1 protein-coding gene and 1 pseudogene are annotated in these 1,393 nt (G+C 62.2%); both read right to left on the bottom strand.

Features of this window, described 5'->3' with window-relative positions:
* Positions 1-99: 99 nt before the first annotated feature.
* Positions 100-1,048: pseudogene (locus ENZ74_RS31745) on the bottom strand (MBL fold metallo-hydrolase); the annotation flags it as partial.
* A 127-nt stretch (positions 1,049-1,175) separates the two neighbouring features.
* The coding region (locus tag ENZ74_RS34815; protein WP_206522384.1) for a hypothetical protein at positions 1,176-1,393 on the bottom strand (218 nt) is incomplete at its 5' end.

Genomic DNA, 1,393 nt, shown 5'->3' with positions numbered 1-1,393 from the left:
GGAGAATGATAATCCATTTGAGCATGACAATGCCTCGCAAACCGGCAGATATTTCAACCACATGAAAACGCGGTTGCAGCGCTGGGGTTCCGTCGAACCGATGCCTTGATCGTCAAGCGCCTCGGTCAATTTGCGCGCCGGCTCGTCGATCAGCTCGTCGGTGAGCTGGAAGGTGCCCCAGTGACAGCCGGCGGCATGGGCGGCGTTGCACAGCGTCATGCCTTGCACGGCTTCCCAGGATTCTGGTGCTGCGGCGCCATGAACCAGCGCGGCTCATAGGCGCCGATCGGCAGGATGGCGAAGCGGAAACCGCCATGTTTCTCGGCCATCCGCCGGTAGTTGATGCCATCGTGGAAGCCGGTATCGCCGGCGAAATAGAGCTTGCCGTCAGGCGTTTCGACGACAAAGCCGGCCCAGAGCGCCATGCGCCGGTCTCGGGCGCCACGCGCCGACCAGTGATGCACCGGCTCGACATGGACGGCGGCGCCATTGCCGATCTCGACGCTGTCGCCCCAGTCATGCGCCGACAGTCGCATGCCGGGCACGGCGGCTTCGATGATGGCGTCGTTGCCGAGCGGAGTGAGCACCAGCGGGTCGTGGCCGGCCTTCAGCCGCTTCAACGTGGCGAGGTCGAGATGGTCATAGTGGTTGTGGCTGACCAGCACGAGGTCGATCGGCGGCAGGTCGGCAAGGCGATGCCTGGCGCATTGATGCGTTTTGGTCCGGCGAAGGAAAGCGGCGAGGCGCGCAACGACCATACCGGATCGGTAAGGATGTTCAGACCGGCCGTCTGGACCAGCAAGGTGGAATGACCAACCATGGTCACTTCCAGCGCGGCGCCCTCGACCCTTGTCGCCGGCTTTGCCTGCGGAAAGGGGCTTGCATCGCTCGCCGGCCATTTCGAGCGCTGGCCATTCAACTGCCATTTCAGCAGGTCGGCGAAACGGCCGGGTGGCTGGCCGTCGGGATTGAAGAACAATGCGCCGTCGAAATGGTCGCTGGGCGGGCCGCTATAATAGCGATTGGCGGCTGTCTTTCTCGCGGCCAATTTTGCGGCTCCGGCAGGTGTTTCGTTTTCCAGACATAGGCGCTAAGGCGGCTCGCGCAAGCGTCCAACCGTCGATGTCGGCGCTGCACTGCTTTGACCGGATCCCCAGGCGACGCGCGACAAGCGGTCAGCCGCCGCGATTGCGATAAATTTGCAACAATTCTTGCTGCAAACTGTATTTTAACCATATCGGGTTGAAATTTCGCCACCTTCTCCATCTTGGTGGGGTGAGATTGTGCGGACGGCTTCCCCCCAGCCGGATCCGACGGCGGTTGGAATGACTTTTTCGAAAACCGGTCTGGTGGCCGTATCGCTGGCGGCGCTCGTTGCGAGCGGCTGTTCGAC

It is taken from the genome of Mesorhizobium sp. M7A.F.Ca.CA.002.15.2.1 (assembly GCF_003998715.1).
In the GTDB taxonomy this organism is placed as follows: domain Bacteria; phylum Pseudomonadota; class Alphaproteobacteria; order Rhizobiales; family Rhizobiaceae; genus Mesorhizobium; species Mesorhizobium ciceri.
The sequence above is the reverse complement of the archived record's forward strand: the minus strand, read 5'-3'. Positions and strand labels throughout refer to the sequence as shown.